The sequence below is a fragment of the Loigolactobacillus backii genome, from assembly GCF_003946275.1.
GTDB classification, from domain to species: domain Bacteria; phylum Bacillota; class Bacilli; order Lactobacillales; family Lactobacillaceae; genus Loigolactobacillus; species Loigolactobacillus backii.
Genome location: NZ_RHNQ01000001.1, coordinates 100,511 through 125,389, shown reverse-complemented (window position 1 = coordinate 125,389; position 24,879 = coordinate 100,511). Strand labels below are relative to the sequence as shown.

Sequence of the window (24,879 nt, the reverse complement as noted above, 5' to 3'; positions counted from 1 at the left end):
AGGAACTCCTTTTTCTAATGTTTTTGAAAATTAATTTAAGGAATCATTCATCCTTACACAAACTATTTTACAGTCTCAAAAAGTGAAGACCCTATGCACAATATTGTTAAAGAGAATACTACAAGTATTAATAATAAAAGTACTTCTTGTCGCAAACGCGTTTTCGACGAGCAAAGTGATTATTTCAAACTGGCTAAATCACTCTTTGATTTAATCAAGCGGAATGACCCTAGTACTAAAGAACCCAATTTACAAAAATGGGCAGACGATATGAGAAAGATCGTTGAACTAGATAAGCGGGATATTAACAAGGTTCGCAATCTAATCAAGTGGACTGAAAATGATGAGTTCTGGTCAACTAATATTTTGTCTGCAAGCAAGTTCAGAAAACAATATCAACAGCTGACACTAAAGGCTAGGGCCGAGTACAAGAAGCAACACCCCTCTGAACCAAAAAGAACACAACTAAGTCCGGAAGAGGCAGAACAGCAATTTAAATCTAGATTAGTTGAACGAATAAAGAACGCTAAGTATGCTGGCCGAACGGCACCAGAAATTTATGAGCAGGTTAAGGCCAGTGCTGATAGACCGATTGAGTATGATTATGTGCTTGAGATTTACCAAGGGGTGAGCGTATGAATCAGCCAACTATAAAAATTGATGATATGCCACTAGAACGGAGTATTATTGCAACTCTGATTAACAGCCCAGGGTTGATAAAACTTGGAAAGATTGAAGCAGAATGGTTCGCTCCTAACTACCGCAATATTGTTAAAACACTTATTCAAGAAAATGGTGATTTTTCAGGGTCTGCAGAATTCGTTTCTAAGTTTAATTTTCAACATGGCGGTGAGATTAGCAACGATACTTGGGATGCAATTTTGCAATATGATTTCAGCCAAAATGAACATGTTTCTCAGCTATATGAGGCGGATATCATCCTAATGCGTAACCAACATCAACGAATTGAAGCGGCTAGTGCAGCATTTAATTATGCCTCAGATCCAAATACTAATAACCTTGATCGACTAAAAAAACAACTTGATATGGTCAATAACAAGATTAGCAAACCGCATAAATCAATGTCGCAATTATATGACGAAATGAAAACCAAGTTGTATAGCGATACGCCAGAGGGAATTAAGACTTATAGCAATCTTGATGATGCATTAAATGGCGGTATTAGGGGCAATAATTTATTTGTTATTGGCGCACGGCCTGCTGTTGGTAAATCAGCATTTAGCGCCAACTTGGCAATTCAATCGCTTAGAAGTGATCCTAAATTAAAGCTTGATATTTTTTCGCTTGAAATGGGTGATAGCGAAATATACGACCGTATTGGTGCCATGATTAGCGCGATACCAGCCCGAAAATTCTACAACGCTAACAAACAAATGAACGAGAAAGAAAAACTAAAAGTATTGGCTTCAATGAAATTCTTAAATGATAACCGTTTAACGATTTACAAGAATATTGAAAGTTCCGGGGAAATAACCGGAACGATTAGACAGCGTGCGGCGGACTGCCAATCAGGGCACTATATGGCAATCGTTGATTACTTGCAGCTGGTTCATTCTGATAGCAAGAGCGACACACGTTCAACTGAAGTTGGATCAATTACACGCGAACTCAAGAAGGCCACTCAAGAATTAGACATTCCGATCGTTTTACTGAGCCAATTAAATCGGGCTTCACAGCAAAGACAAAGTAATGATTTAGCGGATCTAAGAGAGTCAGGCAGCATTGAGCAAGACGCCAACAAGGTGGCATTTTTAAGCAATGTTGATGATCAGGCCAATGACGATAATTTTCAAGTTGTCTGTTTAGATATTAAGAAAAACCGTGAGGGTAAGTTGACCAAGCTGTATTTTAATTTTTACAAAGACACACAAAAATTTGCAGAACGATTTTAGAAAGGATTGAGTCATGGTGACGGATGAAGAGTTTAAACAATTTTATCTAGAGAGTATTAAGCAAATTGATACTATCATGACTCAGTTTAATTTTAAATATAGCCTGTTTGTGGTCGAAATATTGGATGCGTGGTTGCAGATGTGCAAGTCACTGCGGAAAAAAGGCAAGCCATTAAGTCATGCTGAACCGATGCTAAGTCAGGCTTATAAGCAGGCAGAATATGAACAAAAGCAGGGTGTTGGGCTGTATGAATCGGATTTATCATTTGCCATTGGCACTGAATCAAATGTTTCCCTAGCAAATATATATAGTCGTTGGGCACCGCTGTTGGATAAATTAAATGAGAAACATAAGCGAGAAAGAGAGGCATCACCACATGAGCAGGACTAATCCTGAAACTGTTATCCAACGCGAAATTAGAGATACTCTGGAGCATCTAGGGTACTTAGTTTTACGGCTACCGGTTGGTCAGATGCGTCTTGCTAGAGGTTATATGTTTAACACTGGGGTTCCAAATGGCACACCAGATTTATTGGCCATTGCTAAAAGCGGGCAAGCCTCGTTTATTGAGGTTAAAACCAAAACAGGACGCTTAAGGGATGATCAAAATAAATGGGCCAAATCGTTTGCTGATTGGGGATTTAACTACGGCGTGGCCAGAAGTGCTGATGATGCGATCAAGATTTGTAAGGGAGAATTTTAGAGTGTACTTAGTTGAAATACAAAACGGATATTTGAGTAAACCAAGGGAACATATTTTCGGAGAAACCAAGTTGCCAATCACAACAAATGAAACTGAAATTATGCGGTTTAACTCAAGCGATAGCGCCAACGTATGGGCAAATATATTTAAACGCCTTGGCGCCAAAGTAGTAACGGATAAAAATGTTACTTTAACTAAAAACTATAGCCATAAATCGGTGGCTCAAGGAGATTACGCAGATGATTAATAGAGCAGTACTAGTTGGTCGGTTAACACGTGATATTGAATTACGTTACACCTCTGGTGGAGCAGCAGTAAGCAGCTTTACACTAGCAGTTAACCGTCAATTTAAAAGTAAAAATGGTGAGCGCGAAAGTGACTTTGTTGAATGTTCGATTTGGCGTAAACCAGCAGAAAATCTAGCCAACTTTACGCACAAGGGGTCACTAATTGGAATTGATGGTCGTATTCAAACACGTAACTACGACGATAAAGACGGCAAGCGTGTTTATGTGACAGAAGTCGTTGTTGATAATTTTTCGCTGCTAGATTCAAAAGGCAGCGGCCAATCTAATAATAAGTCGGAAGGTAATAACAAGCCTGCTAAGCAACAGTCTGCAAAGCCGAGTGATCCGTTTGCAGGCAGTAATCCAATTGATATTTCTGACGATGATTTACCATTCTAAATCTTGGGAGACAGGATAATGACTGAAAACATAAAAATTAATGACACAGTTACGGTTAAAGAATACAAGCATGGTGATTCCGTATTCCGTAACTTTCAGGGTAGAATTTTAAAATATTATGAGAATAGTGCGTTGATTGATCCGGTGTTGCCAGATCAAAAGGATAGCAAAACATTGCTAGGCGGAAATGGGTATATCGTTGTTAATTTGAAAAGCCTAATGGCATCTGGAATGAGTATTAAAGGTATTCACAGGCTACCAAAGTTTGAAAAAAAGCATACAGCCATGCAGAGCCTGATCCTTAAATATCATCATGAAGGATTAACACTGAAAGAGATTTCGGCCACGGCCAAGGCATCTGAGTCTTATATCAAAGAGGTTTTATATTCTAACAATTTAAAGCCCAATTCGCGTGAAGAACTAACTACGTATGAAAAATACATCAAGCCTAATCTAGCGCAAATAAGGCGGTGGAAGCACGATAACGTGTTGATAAAAGACATTGCCAGTCGCTTAGGACTAACGTCCAGAGAGTTTAGCAATCTAGCTTACAGCCACGAAATATTTAACGTACACGACAAACGATAATATGAGGCAACTATGAAAGAAATAAAAACAAAATCAGATTGGGAACACTTACTTATTGTTCATGGTGCTGAGTATTTTCCTGATTTATTTACAAAACCAATCGCACCAGCAAGAAAGCGTTGGCGCCGGTTAAAACGATTGTTAGCAGTTAAAATAGAGGTGAAAGTATGAAAGTAAGGCTCTTAAAGTTCTTGTTTGAAATATTTATTGGATTAGTGATTTTCAGTCTATGCACATTAATATTCTACACAAGCATAAGCATTCCATTTTTAATCCGGGACCATCATTATTGGCAAATAGCTGGATTATTTTTAATAGGGGGATTTATTTCGGAAGAATTAATAAAGGAAGTCAAGGCAATAAAGTGAGTTTATAAATCACGCGATAAAACCCAAATTTAGAGGTGAAATAAATGGATAAATTATGCTCATATTGCCAAGGCAACCGATTTTGGGGACCAGATACAGACGCTGATCCAGCAATAACAGTTGAGGTTAAGCAGCAGACAATCAATGACCTTACATCTAAGTTAGAAGCCACGAAACAGACAAACAATGACTTATCACAGGCAATCGAAGACGCACAGAGTATCAAGGATTACTCCAATCAAGCTGTAAAGTCAGTCAATGCGAAAAGAGAGGTACTCAAATGATGACCAAATTTACAGCAGATGTCGTTCACAAACTGTTGGGCGTTCGCGAAGCACAGCAGGCACCATCCGCATTGATGGGCATTATCATGGACCAGCAAAAGCGTAACAAGCTTTTTAAGCAATTTCTAGATGTTAGCACAGACGTATCGCATGACTGGTTCTCAGAATATTTCATGAGCGTTCAAGCTGACCGAAAAGACAAGAAACAAGATTTCACTCCGGAGAGTATTAGCAAGCTCGGGAACATGCTGGTAGGCTCGAATGACAGTAGCGAGTATTACGAGGTTGCGGCTGGGACCGGATCAATGATGATTCAACGATGGCAACAAGACCGTTTGAAGCACACGCCGTGGGACTATCGGCCAAGCATGTATTTTTATCATTTGGAAGAGCTTGGCGATAGCACGTTGCCGTTTTTGATATTAAATTGTGCCATTCGTGGCATGAACGCAACGATTGTTCATGGTGACAGTCTGACGCGAGCTGCTAGACAAGTATATTTCATTCAAAACGATGAAGACGACTACTTGCATTTCAGCACAGTAAATGTGATGCCACACAGCAAAAACGTTGAACAAGAATTTGATATTCGACAATGGCTAGAACCTGAACAAAATCATATTGAATCAACAGAGATACCCGCAATATACAACGAAGTCATTCAGGAATTAACAGCGGTAAAGGAGGAAGAAAAATGAGCGAAGAAAAACTGTACGCGGTAAAGAATGATGAAGGGAAATACTGGGACTTTGGTAATTCCGGTTTCTGGAGACGAGAATTCCCAGATTGCCTTACAACGACTAGTAGAAAACAGGCTGGACTAGTGGCTTTTGAGAATGGTGGTCACGTTGTCACCTTGATTGAGGAGCCTGAAAAGGTAGTCCTGACCAAGGAACAAGCCGAAATCGTTGAAGATGCGCATGTCAAAGGGTTCCCAGCCACCTTTATTTATGATGCCGCCTTGCCAGATGATCTGCCGGTTATTCCGAAAGAGGTGGAGGAGATATTGCAATCGGCATACGGGCAAACTAATTTGCTGGGCGTCTTAGACACGGCCAAAAACGGATATAAGTTTAGCGAGACCTTAGCATGGATAATTGAATATCAGAGAACTTTTGCCCGTGCATGGGTGCTAGGTGTCTGGCGTGTTGAAGAAACTGGGGAGATAGTGAAATTGGAGGAAGAAAAATGAGCGAAGAAAAACTGTACATGGTAAAGAACGACGAAGGCAAATACTGGGACTTTTCGGCTAATTCCGGTTTCTGGTCATCAGAAATTGCATATCCCACTACAACGATTAGAAAGAAACAGGCTGAACGAGTGGCTGAACTAGTGGCTGGTGAGCGTGGCGGCCACGTTGTCACGCTCGTTGAGGAACCTAAAAAGGTAGTCCTAACCAAAGAGCAAGCCGAAATCGTTGAAGGTGCACATGACGATAATAACTTCCCAGCATCGTACATTTCTGATCATACTGGTAGTTCCTACAAGGAGAAGCTACTGATGAATGCTTACGTCAACGGTTGGACGGTCGAGAAACCTAAGCGGTACGTGCTGCCAATGCCCGGCACTGACTACCACAACTATCAGATGCACGGAAGCGCTCAATATTACGCAGTCAAAGAAACTGGAAACTGGCGGCCTGACGCAATTGCTTTAGGCGCTGACGATGCCGTCAAACACGGATACACCGTCACCCAGTCGGACATCGACGCCGCACCAGCATGGGTAAAGGCAATTAAGCCCTTGGAGGTGACTGACGATGAGGTATGAATGTCGCAATATGTTTGGTGGTGAAGTAATTGCCACATTTAGGACATACGAAAAAGCAGAAGAGTTTATCGACGCATCAGCGGACTACCCAGATTGGTGGACTGTTCCTGCAATGACTATTGTGGAGGTGACTGACGATGAGAAATAAAATAATCAGGCTAGAAAGCCTGTCCTTGATGGATCACGATGAGAATCCTAATGACGGCAGCATATTCCAGACAACAAGGGTGATTGAAGTCGGGCACCCGTACGATGAACCACATTTCAAAATGGTTTGGGATGGGCAACATAACAACCCAGTTGAGCGTCATTCAGACCGTGATGTTGTTAGCATCGACTTCATCAGAGAACCATCTGTCAGTGATGGGAACTGCTATATGGTGAGGCTAAAGGACGGCAACAAATTGCGCCTACCTATGAATGCGTTTATTCCTGAAGCTAAAAAGGCGACTGACAATAACAATTAAGTATGAGTGCCAAGATATGTTTTCACACGAGGCCATCGCAACGTTCGACACTTACGATAAAGCCGACAACTTTTTGGACGCAGCGTATGACATGCCCGACTGGTGGACAATACCAGCAATGACTATTGTTGAGGTGATCTGGTAGATGATTGGCAATAAAAAAAGCCACCATTACTGGCAGCCATCCCTTTAGTCCAACAACTAATTATATCATAAGGGGCGGTTGCAGTGATACTGGATAATTTGGACGAAGATGAAACGTGTGACAAGGCTAAGCGACTGCTAAAAAATTATCGCCGATTGCGACGTATAGCAGGTCGCAAACTGACGGTGCTGCAATCGCCTGCTATGACAGGAATGCCGCACAGCCAATCAATCGATAATAATAATGAACATCGAATTCAAGAACGATTAATAGCCGAAGAAGAAGTTCCAGAAATATTAAGAGCGGTGGCATCATTAGATGAGGTAAGTCAAATTATCATTAATGAACAATATATCCGGGATAATATAAGCAACGTTGAAATGGCCTATGAGTTGCACATGGCAAAGTCAACGTTTGATAGAACAAAGAAAGACGCTATCATAATGTTTGCAGAATCATTTAATTATGAGGAACTAATGGTATTTAATTGAGGCTTTTGTGAGACTTTCTTGAACCTTTTGTGAGGCAAACGTGAGGCAATGTCCGGCCGTTTTATTCGTTATACAGCGTTATTCTATTAGTGTTGAGTGATGGAGAGGATATGGATTAAGTTGCTATATAAAGCCATGAACCACATCATCACTCATTATGTGGCCTGTCACGATACAGGATGGCTATTGGTAGGTTCGACTCCTACTAATAGCATTGGCCTTTGGGTCAACAGATTCCTCCTTTAATAGTAATGTTCTTACCCTAATTGGCGTCCAGAGATGGGCGCTTATTTATATGGAGATGTTAACGTGGCGAGAGTTAGACGATGTAGGCTGCCAGGCTGTCACGCCATGGTTGAACTGCCAGACCATTACTGCAAGCAGCACCATGAGCATGAGGCCGAGTACTTAGCAAGCAGACAGCGATGGGCTAGATCACATGCTAAGCAGTACTCTCACAAGTACAACACAGTCACACGCAATCGTAGCGATGATAAGCAACAGCAGTACAACTTCTATCGGACGCGACAGTGGTCACACCTTAGACGGCAAGTGTTAGACCGAGACCACTACTTATGTCAGTACTGTAAGCAGCAAGGCAGACTGACACCTGCCAAGACGGTTGATCACATCGTTCCCATTGAGTTCGATGACAAACTAAAAGCAAGTGTTGATAACTTAGCTGTCATCTGTGGTAAGTGTCACCGACTCAAGACTGATTGGGAACAACTAACTTATGGCACAGGTCAAGGTAACGAGTTGAAAAGTGTAACACCAATCAATGATGTATCGTCAATCGTTGTGTTAATGAACAATTGATTTATTGGCACCTATCGTGCGATTTAAGCGGCTTTAAATTTATGAGTGTAATTAGCCAAGTCGAAGATTAAAATTCAATAGCCCCCCTTAAAATTGATTTCAGCAGAGCGCACACATTACCCGCGTCTTATGGCGGATGCCATTTTTAAACAATTTTAGCCAATGGGGGTCAATCAGGAAGAAGGAGATGACAATACTTTGAAAAAGCGTGATAAAGATGTCAATCATGGTAAATTGTCGATGACTCCTCCTGACTATTTGGGACGCCAAGCGAAAGTAACCTGGCGTAAGATTGTCCCTTTTTTAGAGCAACAAAGTAATGTTAAGCGACCAGACAGCGGATTGGTTGAAATGTATGCAACTCAATATGAAATTTACCGAAATTCTTATAAGCACATACAAGAAAACGGTGAAGTGCAACCAATTTATAAAACCGTGCAAAATGCGGCTGGTGAAAAGATTGGAACTGATTTTATTGGTTATAAGCGTAATCCAATGACTTCGATTTATGATTCTGCGATTAAAAGTCTAGCTAAGATCGGATCTGAGTTGGGATTATCGCCAAAAAGCAGAGCCGAACTAATGGCAATTATTCCAGAAAAGAAACCTGATAAAACTGCCGAGGCACAAATGAAGGAGTTCTTTAGTAATGAAAATTGATTTAACTCAAACACATGATGTGCTGGGCGCTTATCAGGCAATTGACTTTTCTAACATTCGTAAGGAATTTAAAGACGCCGCAACCAAATATGCTTTTGATGTTTTAGACGAAAAAATTATAACTGGTTACTTTATTAAGTTAGCAGCTTTCAGACACTTGCGCGATTTACAACGACAAGGTAGTCCTGATTTTTTTTATTCTTATAGTGTGGATGATGCCAATAGAATTTTAAAATTTGCTAGTATTTGTCCAGATGTTGATACCGGCAAGCCTAGTAAATTGATGCCATGGGAAAATTTTGTTTTAGCTCAATTGTTTGGCTGGCGTAATAATCTTGGTGGCAAACGGTTTGCACGAGCAATCGTTTCAGTTGCTCGTGCACAAGGCAAAACCTATTTAATGGCAATTGTCACTGTTTATAGTTATTTAATCGAATCAATTGGCTTATCTAACCAAGACTATTTAGTAGCTTCAATTAATTTTAAGCAAACTAGTAAATTGCTTGGCTATGTTAAATCCATGCTACGTAAGATTTTAGATATCAAACCTTTTAAATCTTATGCAGAAGAAAATGGCTTAAATCCTAGGTTACTAAGTTCTCAAAGTGATCAGATTATTATGACTAAATCCAATAATGTTTTACGGGCAATTAGTCATGAATCCGGGCAATATGATTCGTTTCATTTTAAGACCGCCGTCTTTGATGAAATTGGTGAACTTAAAACACGTCAAAAAATATCTAAGATTATTTCCGGGCAAGTCGATGTTGATAATCATCAATTTATTCAGATATCGACCGCTTATCCAGACCCGTCGGTGCCGTTTCATGACGACGAAAAAATGATGCAGCAAAACATGGAACAGGATTTTGATCGTAAGGCTGATGATTATTTATGTTTGATCTGGTGTCAAGATTCGCTTGACGAAACCTATAAACCGGAAACTTGGATAAAATCTAATCCGCTGCTAGGACTGAAAAATAAGTCTAGTCAATTGCTTTCAGGCTTAACTGGCAAACGAGATAGTGACAGTATGACCGGCGAGATTGCTGACTTTCAGAACAAAAACCTAAATCTCTGGCTGCAAGAAGCCACTAACTCATACTTAAAACTTGCTGATATTGAGCGAGCTATTGTGCCAGACTTTGAAATTGAAAACAGACAAGTCTATATCGGTTATGATTATTCCATGTTTTCCGACAATACTGCGATCGGCTTTGCTTTTCCGTATAGCGATCCGATCACAGGTAAGCGAATGTGGCATTTACGGCAGCACTCATTTATTCCGTGGCAAAAGGCAGGTTCAATTGACGCTAAGGAAAAACAAGATGGCATTAATTATCGGGAGCTAGCGGCTAAAGGATTTTGCACGATTACTAGTCATCCGCAAGGCTTAATCAATGATGATCAAGTTTATCAGTGGCTGTTAAATTTTGTTGAGGATCACAACTTGGACGTTTTATTTTTTGGCTATGATTCGTGGGGCGCGACTAATGTGACCAAACAGCTTGAATTAAATGTCCAGTGGCCAATTGAAGATATTCGGCAGCGCACCAGTGAGCTGAAAGACCCGACAAAATTCTTACAATCGGCTTTTGTCGAAAGCTCAATCAGCCGGCTAGACGATCGAATTATGGAAAAGGCCTTAATCAATGCACAAATTTATGAAGACAAGATCGGAATTCAAGTTGATAAAGCAGCGGCTACTTTAAAAATTGATGTGGTGGACGCCTTGATTGATGCGCTTTACCAAGGGATGTACCATTTTGAAGATTTTTCCGATGTCAATAATCCGGCCAAGCAAGTTGAACGAATGAGCGATAAGGAAGTACTGGATTGGTTCAACAATCCTGATTCAGGTTTGCTTAATGAAAGCGGTGATGACTCTGATTGGTAAGAAAAAATTAAATCGTTTGGGGCAAGGGATTATCAAGTATATTGATGGTCTTTTTTATTTTGCCGCAATTGTTTTACTAGATGTCACTGTATACTTTGCAAGCTGGTTCTGGGGCGGAATTGTTACTGCTATTTCGCTGGTTGTTCTAGGTGTATTAACTGAAATTATTTATTTCAACAAGGGAGGTGGTAGTTAATGCCGCTATTTAATCCACATAATTTTAAGAACTCTTTATCGGTTGGTGGTCAGGATATTGCTTTTAGCGATCCTGAAATTGCCAACTATTTAAATCCAAGTGGTGAAAATTATTACGTTTCGGCAACTAAGGCACTGCATAATTCTGATTTATATAGTGTGATTTCAACAATTAGTGGTGACTTAGCGAGCTCGAAATTAGTGGCCGATAAGCCGCAGATTCAGTCATTTCTTGATAATCCAAGTGCAACAACCAATGGTCACGCTTTTTGGCAGGCAATGTTTAGCCAGTTATTAATAGCCGGCGAATCATTTGCTTATATTTGGCGTAACAGCAATGGGATGATTGCTCGCTTAGAGTATTTGCGTCCATCGCAAGTTAGTACTTTTTTACAAGAAGACGGCAACGGCCTTGTTTATACGATTACCTTTGATGAGCTAGATGAAGGCGTGTTGGAATATGAGCCGCAGTCGAATGTCTTACATTTTAGATTGATGAGCAATTCCGGAGGCATGGTTGGCATTAGTCCATTAAATGCTTTACACAGTGAATTGGAAATCAAGAAACAGTCTAACCATTTAACTTTATCTGCTTTAGCAAAGTCAATTTTGGCGCCCGGTGTTTTGAAAGAAACAAAAGGCGGATTACTTGATGCCAAAAAGAAGGCCGCTAGATCACGGCAATTTATGCAACAGGTTAATCACTCAAAAGGTGGTCCAATAGTCATTGACGATTTGGAAGAATGGACACCACTAGAAATTAAGAATGACATTGCTGGTTTATTATCACAGACTGATTGGACATCTAAGCAGATTGCCAAAGTTTATGGTATTCCTGATTCTTATTTAAACGGTCAAGGTGACCAGCAGTCATCTTTACCGATGATTCAAGGAATGTATTCGAATGCTTTGAATCGCTATGCGCAGGCCATCTTAGCGGAATTAAATGATAAATTCATGACTCATATCAGTATTAATTTACGACCTGCCATTGACGCTAACGGTGATACTTACGCGGATAAAGTTAGCGATCTTAAAAAGGCTAATGTTATCGACGCTAATCAGGCGCTTTGGTTGCTTAAAGACACTGGTTACTTTAGTGAAGAAATACCCGACCCTAAGCCGGTTCCGGTTCCGACTGTTATTCAAATAGCGAAGGGAGGTGAGAAAGATGAATCAGAAGATAGTGATCCCGATCAAAAGTAACATCATTGATAATGACACGGCATCATTCTATGATTTTTTCGGTATGGATAATTACGTAAGCCCGGAGAAAGTTGCTAACCAATTAGCGACCGCTGAAGCAAGTGACACTGTAGAATTACAGATTGCTTCCAACGGCGGTGACGTTTTTGCCGCATCGGAAATTTACACGTTATTAAAATCTTGTCAGGCTAAAGTCACGGCCACAATTCAGGGCCTGGCCGCTAGTGCTGCTTCTGTAATTGCGGTTGCTGCTGATACCGTTCAAATCTCACCCACTGCGCAAATTATGATTCACAAAGCCTGGTCAGGGATGGATGGCGGAAATAGCGATGCTTTAGCTCACGAATCGCAGGTGCTTGATGGCATTGATCAATCAATTGCCAATGCTTATGAGGCTAAAACTGGTTTGGATAATGGCGAGTTACTTAATTTAATGTCTAACGAAACTTGGTTAGGTGCTAAAGATGCCGTTAAATTAGGTTTTGCCGATTCAATCATGACTTTTAAAAATGATGATAATGAACCAGCTGAGGATAAACAGCCATTGCAAGCATTTGCCAGTGTGGGATCTGTAGTCCCAAAAACAGCTGTAGCCAAATGGCAAGGATTAATGGCCAAAGCCAAAGTAAATGATGCAGCTACTCCAGTTAATAAAAATGAAATTGTAAATGATATTAGTCAGCAAAACGATGATTTAAAAAATCGTAAGCTGGCTATTTTATTTGGAAAAGAGGAGAAAGATTAATGTTAAAACAAACAAATGATGTAAATACAATTAATGATGCTTGGATCGCCAAAGGGCAGTCAGTATCTGATTTAAATGCTAAATTAAATGCTGCCGTTTTAGACGATAATTTCAAAGAGGACGACTATAAGGATTTAAAAACAAAGCGTGATAATGCGGCTGCTCAGCGTGATGCCTTAAAGGATCAATTAGAAAATGCTCGGGCAGCACAAGTGGCTTCCATGGTTGACAACGATAAAGAAAAATTATCAAAAGATGAATTAAGCACCAAGGATAGATTTGTTAGTGATTTTAAAGCCATGGTTAATGGTGATCCTAAAATTATGAATTTAGTCACATCATCGACTGATGCTGATGGCAACCAAATTGGTCTTACAATTCCACAGGATATTCAAACCGCTATTAATACTTTAGTGCGTCAATATGACGCTTTGGAACAATACGTTAATCGTGAAGCAACGACAATGCCAACTGGTTCACGTGTTTGGGAAAAATGGACTAATGTTACGCCACTTGCCGATTTAGATGACGAAACTGCCACCATTGGTGATAATGATGATCCTAAATTAACTACGATTAAGTACTTAATTCACCGTTACGCTGGCATTACGACAATTACTAACACATTGCTTAAAGATACGGCTGATAATATTTTAACTTGGTTATCCCAATGGATCGCTAAAAAAGTTGTTGTTACCCGTAATTTGGCAATCTTAAAAGTCTTTAATACGGCTAAAAAAGTTCCATTAGCTAAGTTTGACGATATTAAAGATTTGGAATTGACAACGCTTGATCCAGCCTTACTGACAACTTCCGAATTTATCACTAACCAAAGTGGTTTAGGCTCTTTAGCGAAAGTTAAGAACGCTATGGGCGGTTATATGCTCCAACGGGATGTAACTTTGCCAGATCAGTGGACTATTGGCGGAAAGGTTATTCATGTAGTTTCGGATCGCTGGTTACCAGATGTTAATACTGGTACTGCTGATGCGCCCGCTAACGTACACCCACTTTATTTTGGAGATGGCAAACAATTTGCGACGTTATTCGATCGCGAACAAATGTCATTACTAACAACCAATATTGGTGGTGGCGCATTTGAAAATGACAGCACTAAGATCCGTGTCATTGATCGTTTTGACGTTGAAGTGACTGATAGTGAAGCAATGGTCATGGGCACATTTACAACAATTGCAGACCAACCGGGGAATTTACAAGCAGCGTCAAAATAACAGCACCATCTGAGACAGACGATGGTTTTGATCCAACTGGTGACGTGAAGCCGACTGATACAAATACAGTAGCTGAAATCACTGCTTGGCTAGATGCTCATAGTATTGATCACACTGGTAAGACTGCTAAAGCAGATTTATTGGCATTGGCTACAGCAAATAATGCTACTAGTTCCGCCGCAAGTGCTGCAACTAGTTCAGCGGCTGATTCAAGTGCTGCCAGTTCTTCTGCTAAATAGGGTGGTGATTAAATGGCAACAGACGAAACAGCTTCGGCTGCTAATTTAGAAACGTTGAAATTATCATTACGAATTGATGGAGAAACCGACGATGGTCTATTAAAGGGCTACTTGGCTGCTGCAAAGAGCTTTGTTGAATCTGGGATTGGCAGTGGAGCAGACGTAAGCGATTTTTACAGTCAGACTAATGTTGCCGATTTATTTAATACGGCAGTCTTGGCGTTGGCATCAACTTACTACACTTATCGAACGTCATTATCAGCAATTGCTGCCATTCCCGTTGATTTAACGGTTAACTCTATCATTGGTCAGCTGAGAGGATTGTACGCGGAACAAAGTGAGGTGACGGACGATGGCGAAAGCAATTAATCCATCGCGAATGTATTTGCGATTAGAATTTGGCAGTGAAACAGATACTGAAAAAACTAATCCTAATACTGGTGAATCAATTAAGGGTTTTGTCCCTCAGTTTACAAGATGGGCCGGACAATGGTCATTGTCATTAGAGCAGTCGCTTAGTTTAGCTGGGTTGGAAGCTAAAGACGTGGCTGTATTTTTTATCCGTCACAATGAACTGGTTGAAGATGGAATGCTTTTACGAAAAGACGGTAAGCAGATTTATCAAGTTGACAATATCAATTTTGATGATGGCCTACCGCCAGACGGTTTCGATTTAATCACGTGTCATAAATGGGGTGTTAATCATGGCTAATGGTGTTGGCAACGAAGAATCATTTGATATGGTTTTGGATAATCTGGCCAGGGGTATTGGTGTTGCTGAAAAATTAGCGGCCAATAACGCAGGCGCAGAAGTATTTATCCAAACTATGAAGCCTAAAATACCGGAAAGTAGCCATTTAAGAAAAGGCGAAAAAAGGCATTTGCGTGATTCGTTAGTTAAAGATGAAAAGCCTAATGGTGCAGTCGTTGTTGGCTTTACTGCTGACGAAAACAAAGGCTATATTGGCCGTTTTCAAAATGACGGCTGGACGCCTAAGGATAAAACTGGCAAGACATACGCTCCAGTAGCCGGATCACATTTTTGGGAAGCAACTCAGCGTGAAGCCAAAGGTAAAGTCCAAGTGGCTGTTGCTGAGGTTGTTAAGCGAGAAATGGACAGAAAGGTGCGTGGCGGATAATGACACCGGCATCTTATGTTAGAAATATTTTGGCTGACGAAATCGAACAGTTACCGAATTTAAGCGCGGAGCATATCCACGCTTTTTTTATTGGAAATGATTTAACGAATACTGACCCGATTTTAGTAATTACGGAGTTGCCTAATTATAGCCAAGATTACGGCAATAGCAGACCAGTCAGCGTTAAAAAACAAGTTCAAATCGAATTTTATTATCCAAAAGACTATCAGGAAGATATGAGTGCGATCGAGCAAGCGGTGAAAGACCTGCTGCTAACAAATGGTCTGTATTGCAACAGCGATGCCGGTCACGTCCTTACACCTGATACACAAAATATTGAAAATACACTGAAGTTTATTTATTCCAAGGAGGAAATTTAAATGGCAAATATTGGTTTAAAAATGCTATACACCGGTGTTAAAGACGCCGACGGATCAACTATTATTGACGCTGAAAAAGGCTTAAATGCTACTGGCGTCTATTTAATTGATACAAATAAAAAAAACGGAAACTTGGGTACTAAAACCGCTAATATCACTGGTTTGGCTGGTACGCCAACAAAGATTTCCGGTAATAATGAAGTCGTTGATGTTTCCAATCCGCCTTCTGCGCCCTCTGTTGCGATTGATTCAAATCTGATTAATTACGCGGTTAAGCAAAAGATCTTAGGCCGAATTTCTGATGGCAAAGGCGGTTATTCAGATAGTGATCAGACGGTTGAATGTGGCCTGATTATTGAATCACAATCACCAATTACGTATGGGTCAATTTACTATGCCTTTGGTCGTGGCATTTACAACGAGTCCGGCCAAAATATCGGAACCAATACTGATACTGCAGAAACTCGTGATGATGATAATTTAACGTTCACGTCTATTAATTACGCGCCATTTAATGGCAAGCCTTACAAAGTTTTCTATGGAGACGATCCTTTGTTTGACAAACAAGCAATGTTCGAAGAAGTCTTCCCTGGGCAGACTTATATTACTGAAAATGCAGGCACAACTGACCCAAAAGCGTAGCGCCATCTAGTCAAGGTGGCGCAAGTTCTGCTGTGGCATCATCTACCGCTCCAGTAACAGCAAGTTCTGCTAGCTCGGCCGCAAGTGGTCAAGCTTAATTAGGTATTTTGGTCGCCAAATAAATTCACAATACTTAACGGGGCGGCTAAACGAAAGGATGATTTTTAAATGGCAAAGTACGTTGAATTTGATGGTAGTGTTATTGGCATTGAAAATAAGAATTTTAAAATTATTGATTCATCAAAAAATGTAAAAAAGGCGGCTCAGCATTATCAGAGTTTAATTAAGCGTTTTGACACCGAGGATGAAGACAGTATTAAGCAATTGGTTGGCAACTCGCCAATGTTAACCGAGGAAATTGCTAACACAATTGCTGATATCGCTGATTTGTCTGCAAAAGAAAAGGCCGGCTTACAGGACCAATCTTTTAGCGATCAATACAACATTTTTAATGATTTTTTGATCAAGTTTTTGGGAATTCAAATGCCATCTTTAGATGACGACAGTGACGAAGATGAAGACGATTCTGAGGTAGAAACAGACCCAAAATCGCCAGACGAAAATTAGCTTGGCAATTGGGAAATTTTATTCAGGATATTGACTATATGGCGCAGCAATTTTTGGAACAAGGAATTCTACCACAACAATTTTATGACAGCAGCTATAGCGACATGCAGGACGCCTTAAGCGCAAAGTCACGTAAAGATCGCATTCAGGACCCATTTGAGCTTGCTAGACGAATCGGGGCTATTTAAGGGAGGTAAATCACAGTGGAAAAAATACAGGGTTACCAATTTGCCGTTAATATGGACGACGGTGGCATGACTCGATCGTTAAGAACACTTCGTGACGAAGCCAAGCTTTTAAAGTCTGCGATGCAGTCCAACTTCACTGAAATTAAATCCGGTGAAGGTGTCATGGCGGCTTACGGTCAAAAGGTTACGGATGCTAGTAGAGCAATTGATGCTCAGCAATTAGTTATTCAAAAGTTGAAAGAAAAGCAAGAAGGGCTTGATCAATCAACTGAAAAGGGTCGGCAATCATATATTAAATATGAGAACCAGATCGAATCAGCCAAACGGTCTATCTCTAACTTACAAGGCCAACAAGAACGAGCAACTAGGTCAGAAGATTTACAGCGTTCTGGCGTGCTTAGGCTTAAAGATGCCATTGAGCAACAGACGCGAATAACCAAAAGTGACGTTACTGCTTTAGAAGCTCAAGGACGAACTTTTGAAGCCCAAAAGACTAAATTATCCGGCCTAGTTAATGTTCATGAGCGTATGAAGACACAGCTTGAAGCCGAAAAGCGGCAAATGACAGAACTATCTAGTAAATACGGTTCTGCCTCAAGTGATGCGCAAAAACAAGGCGTTCGAATTTCCGAATTAACTTCGAAATATAAAGTTAATGAAGCCGAAATTAAAAAGGTTAACAGTTCAGTTGGCAGCATGTCTACCGCTGGAGCTCGGGCCCGCGATAACGTTTCGCTGGCCAGTACTAAGATTAAATCTGGTCTTAGCAGTATTAAAGGCGCGGCAGTGGTTGCATCTGGTGGTATTGCCCTAATTGGTGCCGCCGCTATCTCTGGTGCAAAAAAAGCATCTACTTTACAAAATAGTTATAAGCAAACCACCAATTTATTAACTACCGGCGGCGAAAAATCAGCAGAGGCAATTAAAAATGTTTCTGCTATGCAGGCTGACGGTGAACAATATTCGATTAAATATGGCAAGTCGCAAAAAGACATTGCGGATCAATACCAGGAACTAGTAAAACGTGGCTATTCATCAAAAGAGGCTCTGGGCGCTATGCGTTCAGAGCTTCAAGCGTCTGTAGCTAGTGGTGATAAATTTAGCGATGTTGTTTCCGTGTCTGGCCAAGTTATCGATGCATTTGGCATGAGGACTAATAACACCGCTAAAATGACAAAGAACACTAGTAAAGCCGTTAATGAGTTAGCCTATTCGGCCGATATGACGGCAACCAATTTTTCGTCATTAGGCAAAGGTATGGAATACGTTGGTGATTCGGCGCATTCGGCTGGTTTTAAACTATCGGAAACTTCCGCTGCCATGGGTATTTTGTCTAACCATGGTCTAGAAGCCGATAAGGCTGGGACTGGATTACGTAAAGTTATAAACAGTTTAACTATTGATGTTAAAAATATTAATAGCAAAGATAGTGTCCTTGGCAAATTAGGTATTAAAAAGAATGATATTGAAGACGCCAACGGTAACCTTAAAAGCTTATCTAGTATTATGGAAGTAGTCAATGACAAGACCAAGAACATGGGAACTGGCAGCAAGAACGCCGTGTTCAACAGTTTGTTCGGGACTACCGGGCAACAGGCCGCTATTATTTTAGCTCAAAATAACGGTGAGCTAGATACACTGGCAAATAAGGTGCAAAAGGCTGGCGACAAAGGCACTTATGTGCAAAAACTAGCTGATAAAAACAGCGATACTGCGCAAATGTCTGAAAAACGATTCAAACAAGCGTGGTCGGATTTAACTATTATGTTTGGCAGTAAGTTGCTGCCTTATATGACAGACGCGGCAAACAGATTATCAAAACTATTTTCCGAAAAGAACTTTAGAAATGATGTGGAAAAAGCTGCCACCGAAACTGGCAAAGTTGCCGGCGGAATTGAAAAAGTCGGTGTATTTGCGGTTGAGCATTATAAGGCCGTAGAAAATATCGGTAAAGCAATGGCTGCAATTTGGGCCGTTAACAAAGTTGCAAAATTTGTAAGAAGCCTAGAATCATTAGGCGTAATTCAGTCTGCTGAAAGTAAAAAAATTGCGGCAGAAACTAAGCTAGTTGAAACTCAGACGGCCGCCTATGAAGCCAACGCTAAGGCCAAAGAGGGAGCCGATTCTATTGGCACGACTGGCAGTGGCGAAGTTAGTAAAACTACTACTAGCGCCACACCTAGTATTACCACAACGGCCTCAAAGGTAGAAAATTCAACCGGTGAGGCATCTGCATTAACTGGTGATGCTGAAAAAGCAGTCGCTAAAAGTGGCAGTAAATGGAATTTATTAGGTACAGGATTAGGTTCAAGACTAATAAATGGTGCTGGTTTAGCGATTACTGCTTGGGACGCAGGATCATCAATTGCTAAGGCTGTTGGATCAGGTAAGGCCCAAGATAAATATAAGGCAACCGGTAAAACAGCAGGTACTGTCATTGGTGGTGCTATTGGTGCTGTCGGTGGCCCGACTGGTGTCATGATCGGTGCAGGAATTGGTGAGCAATTAGGCGGAACTAAAACCGCCCAGTCAATTGCCAAAAAGTTTTCTAAATCATTATCTGATGCCATGGGCAAGACTAAAATTAAAGCACCAAAAATCAGTATGAAGTCGGCCTATGGCAAGCTTAATTCAGAAGCCAAGAAGTACTATTCTGATAAGCAAAAGCAGGATGAAGCCGATCTTAAATTACTTTATAAAAATGGTGATTTAACAAAGGCGGAATATAAGAAGCGATTAGCGGCAGCAAAGCAGGAAGGCAGTCAGTCTTCTAAATTCGAAAAGATGTCACAGTCGGATCGAAATGCTGTTACTAAATATTATTCTCAAGCTCGGTCTCAGCTAGAAACCAAATGGAATAAAAAAATAGCCTCTGATAAATCCAAGACTAATGCTAAAGCGCTTAGAGATTCTAAAAAGTACGGTCAAAATTCTGAACAGTTTCAAAAAGATCAGTCTAAGCAGACTGCTGTTATTAAACAAGATGAGAACAAAAAGGCTAAGGCATTAGATAATCAGAAACTTAAATTTTCTTCGCAAGAAATGGTTAAAGAAGCCAAATTGCATACCACCTTAAATGGCAAGATTCAATTGGCTTCGAATAAAGAAACAAGTATCATGAAAAAGCTGACTGCTGACAAAGGAAAATTAAGTAATAAACAATTACAAAATGCTCTTAATTCGGCCCAGAAGCAGTACACAAACACTGTTAAATACGCTAACCAAGAATATAAGCAAAAAACAGCCGTTGCAATTAAAACTGCAAATTCTGTGCGCAAGGCCGCGGATAACCAAGCTAATGAATCAATTAGTGCAGCAAAGAAACAGTATAGAGATACAGTTTCAGCTGCAAATAGCCAATATAAGGGCAATAGTAAATGGGCCGAAACTCAGCGTGCTAATGTTAAAAAGAAGGCCGAACAACAGCGTGATGCCACCGTTTCTGCTGCTTTAGATCAAAAGAATAAAGTAATTAATCATGCGGATAAGCAGGCTAGCAGTACAACAGATAAGGCCAAAGCTCAGCATGACAAAGTAATAAATGATGCTAAAGATCAGCGCGATCAAGTAAAAAGTGCAGCATCTAGCCAGTCTAAGGGCGTTATTGATCACGCCACAAATCAGGCCAACAGCTCAATGGAAGCAAATAAGAAGCAGGGCGAAGGTACTCATTCAATTTGGAAAGCCGTTGCAAGTTTCTTTAATAAATTGACTAAGTCGTTTGGCGTTAATCCAGTTGATGCTGGTGCTTCTAGTTTTGCCTATACGCGAGTAACCAGTGGTGCTCATGCCACAGGTGGTGGAATCACAAAAGCCTCTAAGGCTCTAGTTGGTGAAGCCGGTGCAGAACTTAAATACCGGCCGTATTCAGGAAAAGTTGATTTAATCGGTGCACAAGGCCCAGAGTTTATAAATGTGCAACCGGGTGATCAGATTCTTAATGCCCAAGACACACGAAAAGTAATGGCTGGGAATTACGGTAAGGCTTTGCCAGGATACGCTAAAGGATCAACCGATATTGCTTCATTTCTTAAAAAAGTTAAAAGCGGTGCTTCTGATGTTTTTGATGACGTATCGGATGCTGCTAGTGACGCTTTAAGTAAAATAACTAATCCGCTAAAAACATTGAAAGATTTAGCAGCGAAAACGTTTAATATTAACAGTGTTTCTGGCGTTGGCAGTATGCAGCAAGGTGCGTCCAAAGGAATGGTTGATAAATCATTAACCGGAATTGCGGACGCTATTTCCAAGCTAGTAAAATCTGCTGGAGATTTTGGATCGGCTAACAATCCGAGCGGATCAGGTGCAAAACGTTGGACTGCGACAATTAAAAAGGCTGCTGCAAAAATGAACGTTAAGCTAACAGCGGCGGGATTGAATGCAATTTTACGAAGAATTACGCAAGAGTCTAATGGTAACGCAGCCGTGTCTAATAATTGGGACTCAAATGCAAAGGCCGGCACACCATCTAAAGGATTATTACAGTATATTCAGCCAACTTTAAGTAGCTGGGTTCCACGAGGGGTAAAAGCAGACTTAGGTAGTGGATACGTCCAATTATTGGCCTTGCTTAATGATTCAAACTGGCTGGCAGATATCAGTGTGTCCGGTGGCTGGGGTCCGACTGGTCATAAGCGGATGGCAAATGGCGGAATTGTTGGACAACATCAAATGGTTGAAATGGCCGAGGGCAACATACCAGAAGCTGTTATACCATTTGATATGTCAAAACGTTCCAGAGCCTATCAAGTTATGCAGCAATCGCTTGATTACTTCAAAACGCAAGATGGAACCAGTACCACTAATTCGACGACTAGTAATAGTAATAAACAGTTAGAAGCCGTCCTTAATGGATTAACAACACTTAATAATTCGCTCTCACAATTATTGGGAATTAATGTTGCTCAAGTCAAAGCAATTCAACAATCATCATTTGATAAAACACAGCTTTATAAGCAACAAGCGCGTGATCAAGCTGCTAGGAATTTACAATCGCTTTAGGAGGTGTTGAAATTTGCTAGGTAAACCAAAATTATATGTAAAGTTAGGTAATGATCCGGAAGTTGAAGTTTCTAATGTGATTAACGGTTTACAGTTTTTAGGGGATTCAACGTCTCCTAATGTGCTTAATACTTATCGGCAAAACACTGGCGTTGACGGCAAAACGTTAATTGCCTCTAATTTTGATAAAAGCACGGTTAACGCGAACTTTTATTTACGCTTTAGTGATTATTACAATTTAAAACTAGCAAAGCACGAAATATATCGCTTATTTAGCAGTAGGAAATCATTAAGAATCAGAACAGATGCTGAACCTGCAATTGTTAAATATGTTGTGGCAACGCCTTTTGATATTGCACCAACAGAAAATTTTGCCAATGACAGTCAATTTACGATCCCATTTGATAATCCCAGCGGATATAAATATTCGTTAGCACGAAGCGATGAAATTAACACGAATGATGCGGATATCCAGATGGGGATGTACTTACCAACGGATCAGGAATGCGCTTATCATTTTACGACAACTAGTTTTCAAATTTACAATCCCAGCGACATTGCAATTGAACCGTACGAGCAAAAGCACGACTTAAAAATAATAGTTAAGTTTTCAGGCGACTCTATTAAATTAACCAATAACACTAATGAAACAGAGTGGTCTTATAATAGGGCGGCCAGTAAATCGGACACCATTATTTTAAATGGAGTTAACACCACGCTTAATGGCAATGCGGCTAGTGTGAATACTGATTATGGCAACATCACCCTTAATACAGGGTGGAACTCAATATCGGTTACCGGCGCAACTGATATTGATATTACTTTTAGTTTCCCGTTTGTTTATATTGCTTAAAATACTAGTTAAAGGCTTGAACAGCGCCGACAAAGAGCCTTTGAATTGTGTATTATTTAATAGTTTTCAAGTGCAATGGGAAAAGAACAGCACTTACCAATTACAATTTACCGTTTGGGATGACAAAAGTGAGGCCTATGAGATGTTGGATGTTGAATCCAGCGTCTTTTTTGATGGTCAAGAATATATTGTTAAAACGAATGAGCCCAATATTATTGGTGGAATTGAAACAAAACAAATGACTTGTATGCAGATTTATAACGAAGTTAGCCGTGTCAGACAGCGGAACACTAATACTGGTGACAAGACTTATAGCGTGATGGATGTGCTTGATTTTTATTTTAAAGGCAACACTTATGGATTTACTTATCAAGTGATTGGGACTTTTGATAATCAAGTCATTACGGATTTAGGTAATAGCGATGGCAAGGATTGTTTAAGCAAGATTTTAGATACGTGGCCGACAGCAATTGTTTTTCCGGATAATAAAAATATCCGGGTTTATTCGGATGATGCTTTTAAGCAGGATTTAGGCAATCGACTAGATTATCCAAATAATTCTAACGAAGTGAAGATTACGAATGATAGTCAGGCCTTGGTTAATCAAGTTAAGGCGTATGGCAAAGAAAAGGACACCGGAACTGATAATGGTGCGGCTGGCTATTATTTTAATCCAATCACGGTGTCTGATAACGATTCAATTAAAAAATGGGGGCTGCACATTGGTGACAATATTTCAGACGATCGTTTTACGAGTGCAACATCAATGGAAACATATGCTAAATCACAATTGCATCCCAACCCTGCGCTAACAATTGAAGTAATTGCTAGCACGAATGTTAAACCAATTGCTGGTGAAGTGAGACGGCTTGAAATACGGCCTAAGTCATTTGTCACGAATGTTCAGGTCATGAGCTATACATGGTACCCATTTGATCCAAGTCAAGGGACTGACATTATTTTGAATAATACAGAGCAAACAATTTTGGACTATCAGCGTAGTATGACAACGAAAATTAATCAGGCAGTTAGTAACGTTAAAAATAAGACAAGCGTATTTGCGCCGAATATTTTGCTTGGCGAGAAAGTGGGTGAGGTCGGTGGCAATTGATATTATTCCGCTGCTTTACCCAAATCTGCAACAATTTTATCCAGAAGTAGCACCGGAAGCGGTTACGGGGCTAGACAGCCATCTATCGGTTTGGGCGACTGCTAACGGCACACTAATCTATAACACGGTCAAAGATTTAATTGGCACAGTATCTGGCCAGCCGGGTACGGACGGTAAGTCTGCTTATGAACTGGCCGTTGCTAATGGATTTAGCGGCACGGAAGCTGAGTGGCTTGCCAGTCTTAAAGGGCCTGCTTGGAACGAATCAGCTAGTATGATTATTGATAATGGCGGTGATAGCACGACGAATGGTCGTGCGGTTAATTGTCCACCGTCCTACTACCAAACCAACTACCCAGCAAAAGAAGTTCGGGAGTTAAAGCAAACGTCGATTTTTGGTGTGACGTTGCCAAGCGGCCAAGCTTCAACTTATGGCATCTTGACCACAAAAGTCGCCGGCAATAATACTGATTTTGGTCGTCCACGGCAGGAATTCGAGACTACCGGCTCAACACGGCCGTGGACGTATATCCGCATTGGAACTTCTGACACTACATGGTCAGATTGGGAATTAATTACGACATGGTAA

33 protein-coding genes and 1 pseudogene are annotated in these 24,879 nt (G+C 40.6%); all 34 read left to right on the top strand.

Translation table 11 applies throughout. The annotated features are described in order from the left end of the window. Window positions 1–93: 93 nt before the first annotated feature. Window positions 94–639 (top strand): hypothetical protein, encoded by a 546-nt coding sequence (locus tag EKM61_RS00630; RefSeq protein ID WP_125636137.1) that lies wholly within the window; start codon window positions 94–96, stop codon window positions 637–639. Then, window positions 636–1,913: a DnaB-like helicase C-terminal domain-containing protein gene (locus EKM61_RS00625; RefSeq protein ID WP_068376651.1), complete on the top strand. Its 1,278-nt coding sequence runs from the start codon at window positions 636–638 to the stop codon at window positions 1,911–1,913. Before EKM61_RS00630 ends, EKM61_RS00625 begins: the two co-directional genes overlap by 4 nt. Before the next feature lie 13 nt (window positions 1,914–1,926). Next, window positions 1,927–2,304, top strand: coding sequence for a hypothetical protein (locus EKM61_RS00620; protein ID WP_068280118.1), 378 nt, complete (start codon window positions 1,927–1,929; stop codon window positions 2,302–2,304). Next, window positions 2,291–2,617: a VRR-NUC domain-containing protein gene (locus EKM61_RS00615; protein WP_068280122.1), complete on the top strand. Its 327-nt coding sequence runs from the start codon at window positions 2,291–2,293 to the stop codon at window positions 2,615–2,617. The genes EKM61_RS00620 and EKM61_RS00615 overlap by 14 nt, the downstream gene beginning before the upstream one ends. A 1-nt stretch (window position 2,618) precedes the next feature. After that, window positions 2,619–2,864, top strand: a complete 246-nt coding sequence (locus EKM61_RS00610) for a hypothetical protein (protein ID WP_068376654.1) — start codon at window positions 2,619–2,621, stop codon at window positions 2,862–2,864. Further along, window positions 2,857–3,303: a single-stranded DNA-binding protein gene (gene ssb, locus EKM61_RS00605; protein WP_068376658.1), complete on the top strand. Its 447-nt coding sequence runs from the start codon at window positions 2,857–2,859 to the stop codon at window positions 3,301–3,303. Before EKM61_RS00610 ends, ssb begins: the two co-directional genes overlap by 8 nt. 18 nt (window positions 3,304–3,321) lie before the next feature. Then, entirely contained in the window at window positions 3,322–3,891 is a 570-nt protein-coding gene (locus tag EKM61_RS00600; RefSeq protein WP_068376661.1) for a hypothetical protein, read from the top strand. A gap of 12 nt (window positions 3,892–3,903) precedes the next feature. After that, window positions 3,904–4,062, top strand: coding sequence for a hypothetical protein (locus EKM61_RS11955; RefSeq protein WP_156520073.1), 159 nt, complete (start codon window positions 3,904–3,906; stop codon window positions 4,060–4,062). A gap of 316 nt (window positions 4,063–4,378) precedes the next feature. After that, a pseudogene (locus EKM61_RS00595) lies at window positions 4,379–4,543 on the top strand (endonuclease); the annotation flags it as partial. Continuing rightward, window positions 4,540–5,241, top strand: a complete 702-nt coding sequence (locus EKM61_RS00590) for an N-6 DNA methylase (RefSeq protein WP_068376665.1) — start codon at window positions 4,540–4,542, stop codon at window positions 5,239–5,241. The pseudogene EKM61_RS00595 and the gene EKM61_RS00590, both read left to right, overlap by 4 nt. Beyond that, the gene (locus EKM61_RS12180) at window positions 5,238–5,735 is read left to right on the top strand and encodes a hypothetical protein (protein ID WP_100077737.1); all 498 of its coding nucleotides are present in this window, start codon (window positions 5,238–5,240) and stop codon (window positions 5,733–5,735) included. The genes EKM61_RS00590 and EKM61_RS12180 overlap by 4 nt, the downstream gene beginning before the upstream one ends. Next, window positions 5,732–6,313, top strand: coding sequence for a DUF1642 domain-containing protein (locus EKM61_RS00580; protein WP_075168875.1), 582 nt, complete (start codon window positions 5,732–5,734; stop codon window positions 6,311–6,313). The genes EKM61_RS12180 and EKM61_RS00580 overlap by 4 nt, the downstream gene beginning before the upstream one ends. After that, entirely contained in the window at window positions 6,303–6,461 is a 159-nt protein-coding gene (locus EKM61_RS11950) for a hypothetical protein (RefSeq protein WP_164505757.1), read from the top strand. Before EKM61_RS00580 ends, EKM61_RS11950 begins: the two co-directional genes overlap by 11 nt. Next, window positions 6,451–6,780 carry a hypothetical protein gene (locus tag EKM61_RS00575; protein WP_068376670.1) on the top strand — a complete coding sequence of 110 codons (330 nt, stop codon included), beginning with the start codon at window positions 6,451–6,453 and terminating at the stop codon, window positions 6,778–6,780. Before EKM61_RS11950 ends, EKM61_RS00575 begins: the two co-directional genes overlap by 11 nt. 228 nt (window positions 6,781–7,008) lie before the next feature. Next, complete coding sequence (locus tag EKM61_RS00565; protein WP_068376673.1) at window positions 7,009–7,416, top strand: ArpU family phage packaging/lysis transcriptional regulator; 408 nt, start codon at window positions 7,009–7,011, stop codon at window positions 7,414–7,416. 351 nt (window positions 7,417–7,767) lie between these two features. Next, entirely contained in the window at window positions 7,768–8,235 is a 468-nt protein-coding gene (locus tag EKM61_RS00560) for an HNH endonuclease (RefSeq protein ID WP_082920250.1), read from the top strand. Between the two features lie 198 nt (window positions 8,236–8,433). Further along, the gene (locus EKM61_RS00555) at window positions 8,434–8,895 is read left to right on the top strand and encodes a phage terminase small subunit P27 family (protein ID WP_068225364.1); all 462 of its coding nucleotides are present in this window, start codon (window positions 8,434–8,436) and stop codon (window positions 8,893–8,895) included. Further along, on the top strand, window positions 8,885–10,792 hold the full coding sequence (locus EKM61_RS00550) for a terminase large subunit (RefSeq protein WP_068376677.1): 1,908 nt from the start codon (window positions 8,885–8,887) through the stop codon (window positions 10,790–10,792). Before EKM61_RS00555 ends, EKM61_RS00550 begins: the two co-directional genes overlap by 11 nt. Continuing rightward, complete coding sequence (locus tag EKM61_RS00545; RefSeq protein WP_082920239.1) at window positions 10,764–10,988, top strand: DUF1056 family protein; 225 nt, start codon at window positions 10,764–10,766, stop codon at window positions 10,986–10,988. The genes EKM61_RS00550 and EKM61_RS00545 overlap by 29 nt, the downstream gene beginning before the upstream one ends. Further along, complete coding sequence (locus EKM61_RS00540) at window positions 10,988–12,193, top strand: phage portal protein (RefSeq protein WP_068376680.1); 1,206 nt, start codon at window positions 10,988–10,990, stop codon at window positions 12,191–12,193. Before EKM61_RS00545 ends, EKM61_RS00540 begins: the two co-directional genes overlap by 1 nt. Further along, entirely contained in the window at window positions 12,159–12,938 is a 780-nt protein-coding gene (locus tag EKM61_RS00535; RefSeq protein ID WP_068376683.1) for a head maturation protease, ClpP-related, read from the top strand. The genes EKM61_RS00540 and EKM61_RS00535 overlap by 35 nt, the downstream gene beginning before the upstream one ends. After that, window positions 12,938–14,170, top strand: coding sequence for a phage major capsid protein (locus tag EKM61_RS00530; protein ID WP_068376685.1), 1,233 nt, complete (start codon window positions 12,938–12,940; stop codon window positions 14,168–14,170). The genes EKM61_RS00535 and EKM61_RS00530 overlap by 1 nt, the downstream gene beginning before the upstream one ends. Window positions 14,171–14,214: 44 nt before the next feature. Then, window positions 14,215–14,409 (top strand): hypothetical protein, encoded by a 195-nt coding sequence (locus tag EKM61_RS00525; RefSeq protein ID WP_068225358.1) that lies wholly within the window; start codon window positions 14,215–14,217, stop codon window positions 14,407–14,409. Between the two features lie 12 nt (window positions 14,410–14,421). Then, the gene (locus tag EKM61_RS00520) at window positions 14,422–14,778 is read left to right on the top strand and encodes a head-tail connector protein (RefSeq protein ID WP_068225357.1); all 357 of its coding nucleotides are present in this window, start codon (window positions 14,422–14,424) and stop codon (window positions 14,776–14,778) included. Next, a complete protein-coding gene (locus EKM61_RS00515) occupies window positions 14,762–15,121 on the top strand; it encodes a phage head closure protein (protein ID WP_068225356.1) in 360 nt (119 codons plus the stop codon). Before EKM61_RS00520 ends, EKM61_RS00515 begins: the two co-directional genes overlap by 17 nt. Beyond that, the gene (locus EKM61_RS00510; RefSeq protein WP_068376688.1) at window positions 15,114–15,548 is read left to right on the top strand and encodes a phage tail protein; all 435 of its coding nucleotides are present in this window, start codon (window positions 15,114–15,116) and stop codon (window positions 15,546–15,548) included. The genes EKM61_RS00515 and EKM61_RS00510 overlap by 8 nt, the downstream gene beginning before the upstream one ends. Next, window positions 15,548–15,928: a DUF806 family protein gene (locus EKM61_RS00505; protein ID WP_068376691.1), complete on the top strand. Its 381-nt coding sequence runs from the start codon at window positions 15,548–15,550 to the stop codon at window positions 15,926–15,928. Before EKM61_RS00510 ends, EKM61_RS00505 begins: the two co-directional genes overlap by 1 nt. Then, the gene (locus tag EKM61_RS00500) at window positions 15,929–16,570 is read left to right on the top strand and encodes a phage tail protein (protein WP_068376694.1); all 642 of its coding nucleotides are present in this window, start codon (window positions 15,929–15,931) and stop codon (window positions 16,568–16,570) included. 168 nt (window positions 16,571–16,738) lie between these two features. Then, window positions 16,739–17,137, top strand: a complete 399-nt coding sequence (locus EKM61_RS00495; protein WP_068280213.1) for a hypothetical protein — start codon at window positions 16,739–16,741, stop codon at window positions 17,135–17,137. Between the two features lie 38 nt (window positions 17,138–17,175). Then, a complete protein-coding gene (locus EKM61_RS11945) occupies window positions 17,176–17,325 on the top strand; it encodes a hypothetical protein (protein WP_164505756.1) in 150 nt (49 codons plus the stop codon). Window positions 17,326–17,340: 15 nt separating this feature from the next. Next, entirely contained in the window at window positions 17,341–22,326 is a 4,986-nt protein-coding gene (locus EKM61_RS00490; RefSeq protein ID WP_068376697.1) for a phage tail tape measure protein, read from the top strand. Window positions 22,327–22,339: 13 nt separating this feature from the next. Beyond that, window positions 22,340–23,179 carry a phage tail domain-containing protein gene (locus EKM61_RS00485; protein ID WP_068376700.1) on the top strand — a complete coding sequence of 280 codons (840 nt, stop codon included), beginning with the start codon at window positions 22,340–22,342 and terminating at the stop codon, window positions 23,177–23,179. Beyond that, window positions 23,079–24,290 (top strand): phage tail protein, encoded by a 1,212-nt coding sequence (locus EKM61_RS00480; protein WP_082924833.1) that lies wholly within the window; start codon window positions 23,079–23,081, stop codon window positions 24,288–24,290. Before EKM61_RS00485 ends, EKM61_RS00480 begins: the two co-directional genes overlap by 101 nt. Beyond that, entirely contained in the window at window positions 24,280–24,879 is a 600-nt protein-coding gene (locus tag EKM61_RS00475; RefSeq protein ID WP_068376705.1) for a hypothetical protein, read from the top strand. The genes EKM61_RS00480 and EKM61_RS00475 overlap by 11 nt, the downstream gene beginning before the upstream one ends.